This window comes from Lamprobacter sp. (assembly GCF_034860625.1).
GTDB lineage: Bacteria > Pseudomonadota > Gammaproteobacteria > Chromatiales > Chromatiaceae > Lamprobacter.
The window spans coordinates 1-2468 of sequence record NZ_JAYESN010000351.1 but is presented as its reverse complement, the minus strand read 5'-3'; the positions used below and the strand labels follow the sequence as shown (position 1 = coordinate 2468).

4 protein-coding genes are annotated in these 2468 nt (G+C 56.6%); all 4 read right to left on the bottom strand.

What is annotated here, in order from left to right; all coding sequences use genetic code 11:
* Window positions 1-28: 28 nt before the first annotated feature.
* The gene (locus VBE63_RS27380) at window positions 29-514 is read right to left on the bottom strand and encodes a DUF3368 domain-containing protein (protein WP_323686155.1); all 486 of its coding nucleotides are present in this window, start codon (window positions 512-514) and stop codon (window positions 29-31) included.
* Window positions 514-771 carry a UPF0175 family protein gene (locus VBE63_RS27375; RefSeq protein WP_323686154.1) on the bottom strand — a complete coding sequence of 86 codons (258 nt, stop codon included), beginning with the start codon at window positions 769-771 and terminating at the stop codon, window positions 514-516. Before VBE63_RS27375 ends, VBE63_RS27380 begins: the two co-directional genes overlap by 1 nt.
* 183 nt (window positions 772-954) lie before the next feature.
* On the bottom strand, window positions 955-1941 hold the full coding sequence (locus VBE63_RS27370; protein WP_323686153.1) for an ADP-ribosylglycohydrolase family protein: 987 nt from the start codon (window positions 1939-1941) through the stop codon (window positions 955-957).
* Window positions 1942-2089: 148 nt separating this feature from the next.
* Window positions 2090-2468, bottom strand: a 379-nt coding sequence (locus VBE63_RS27365) for a hypothetical protein (protein ID WP_323686152.1), incomplete at its 5' end; no start/stop codon positions are given.

Genomic DNA, 2468 nt, shown 5'->3' with positions numbered 1-2468 from the left:
CTGGATTCGCACGGCGACCGGCTGAGGGTCACTGTGCGTGGATTTCCCCCGCTTGGACAAGCAGGACTCGGCAGACGGAGGCCGAGTACCAACGTCCACGAGCCACCATTGCTTCCAGGATCGGTTTGATCTCCTTGATATACCCCTTGTCCTTGGCGCTCAACAACAACGACAGAGTACGCACGACGGGTAATCCCGCCTGATGGGCCAACCGATAGCCGCGGTTTTCGTCGATGACAACCACATCGGCCGCGATTTCCCGTGCCAGAATGATGGTTTCGGCTTCTCCGGCATCGAGCTGAGTCAGCAGGAACGAGCGGTATAACTCGCCGGCAATAGGGCGAATCTCGATCCAGGGTTGGTCGATCTCGGCGTAACCGTAGCCCGGTTTGGCCTTGATTTCCCGATACACTGCTTCGGCCAGGATGATGCCGCCAAAGAGCTGCTCAAATAGATCGAGCCGCCCCACACAGGCTAACGAAATCAACGGCGTGGTATTCACCACGACCTTCATCACAGCTTCGCCGCGTCGCTGAAGATTGATTCCAATTCGTCTTCGCCATAATCAAAGATCGGCTCCTGCTCCAGTTGCATTCGGACAATGAAATCGAGTTTGTCGCAACCCGCGAGTTCTGCTGCCTTTCCTAGGGACAGTTTATTCTTTCGGTACCAGGCGAGCGCGGCGAAAAACCGCAGATCACGCGCAAAATCGCTGGCGTTTTCGTTGATTGCCAACGGGATATCGTCATTGATGGAAAACGAGATGTTCATTCGCCAGACTCTTATTTGAGGGTCGCTTCCAACCACCCCTTGATTGACAAGGTTCCCAGGCTTCCGCCGGCGATCGGCTTGGGTAGCTGCTCGATCTCTTCTAGGGTCGTCAGACCGCTGAATCCAGTCGCATCGTCGCGGTGGGCAACAGTGATAAGGGACACTATCGCCAGAGACTGTCCTTCAGTCGCATCCTTTTGCTAGACCGACAAACTGATTGATCGCCTGCTCGATCAATTCAAACACCCGACCATCATCGTCTGCCTGGGTGCGACCGAGCAGTCCATCAATCCAGCGGTCCGGCAATCCGGAGCGGCCATGCAGGGCGCCGACAGCTGCGCCAACGATGGCGGCGATGGTGTCGTTGTCCTTGGTTTCATTGACGGCAGCGAGGATGGCCTGTTCGGGATCATCTTGGTAGCGCGCCAGAATGAATAGCACGCAGGGCAGCGTCTCGAGCAGATAAGCGCCTGAGTGCCAGATCTCGCCCGCCTCGGTCACGGATAGGCCGCGTTCTAGGGCTGGATGCAGATACTGCTCAATCAATTCGGGCAGGCTGCCGTTGAAATTCGGCGGATGCCCAGCGCGCGGGGCATAACTCACGCCGGGATCGACGTCGGCGCAAAATGCCGTGAAGCGATCCAGCCAGACCTGCGTATCCGGTGGTTGTTGAGCCGCCAGCCACTGCCAAAGCAGATCGACAAAGGCCAGGCAGGCGCTATTGGACAGGGCATCACGATGGGTTAGGTGCGCCGCGAGCAGGGTATCGGCCCACAGGTCGGCGCTGGGGTTGCGGAGGTGAGGAAGCAGAATGGGGGCAATGCGCATTAGCGCGCCATTACCGGCCGAGCGTGCTCCAACCTGAGTCCAGTCGGTGCCAGCCTTGAAGGCTCTCAGGAATTGGCGCACCGATTGGCCAAGACCGAAAATCTGCCGACTGGCGAACAGGCGCCCGAGCGCCGGCGGGTCCAAGGCGCCCTGCTTGAGCAGGTGCTCGAGCGTCCAGAAGGCCAGTTGGGTATCGTCCGACGGGAGTCCCACCGGGCGGTTTTCCGCGTACCAATTGGGCAGATAGTCGGTGATCCAGCCATGACGGCGACGCCGTTCGCCGGGCAGCAGGGATTCGCTGGTATTGCCTAAGGCGTCCCCAATGGCCAAGCCGAGCAGCATGCCCGCGACCTTGTCCGGCAGATTGTCGGCTACAAGGGGTGCAGGAGGTTGGTTTAGCCTAGGGTGCCAATAGAGAGGCAGTACGTCTGTATTGATTATGGCCCGCATTGCTTGCGCGCGGGTGCGTTGCCCCTCAGCTTTTTCCAGATCAGTCTTCATCTTCGAATTCTATATCAGTTCCGTCGGTTTGTCCTGAGATATCAGGTGCCCATCGATGGATTACAAATCTATTGAAATCATTGACTAGCTCGTCAGCCGTATCTTTGGTTATTTTATTAGGCAATAATATCGACGCATCGACTCCAACCTGCAGAAGCCTCTCAGGATTCCATTGATACGCGTTTTTCTTATTATTTCGGTATTCCTCATCTAACTTTTTGACAAGATCCCATTGACCTCTATTAATAGCGGGTATGATATTGCTCGGGTGCTTTGCCCAAGCGTGCCGCTCTGGTGATGATGTTTGCTCCAGTCCGAGCTGAACTGGCCGCGAACCTTTTTCCGGCGCTCTAACTCTTGTAAAAAAT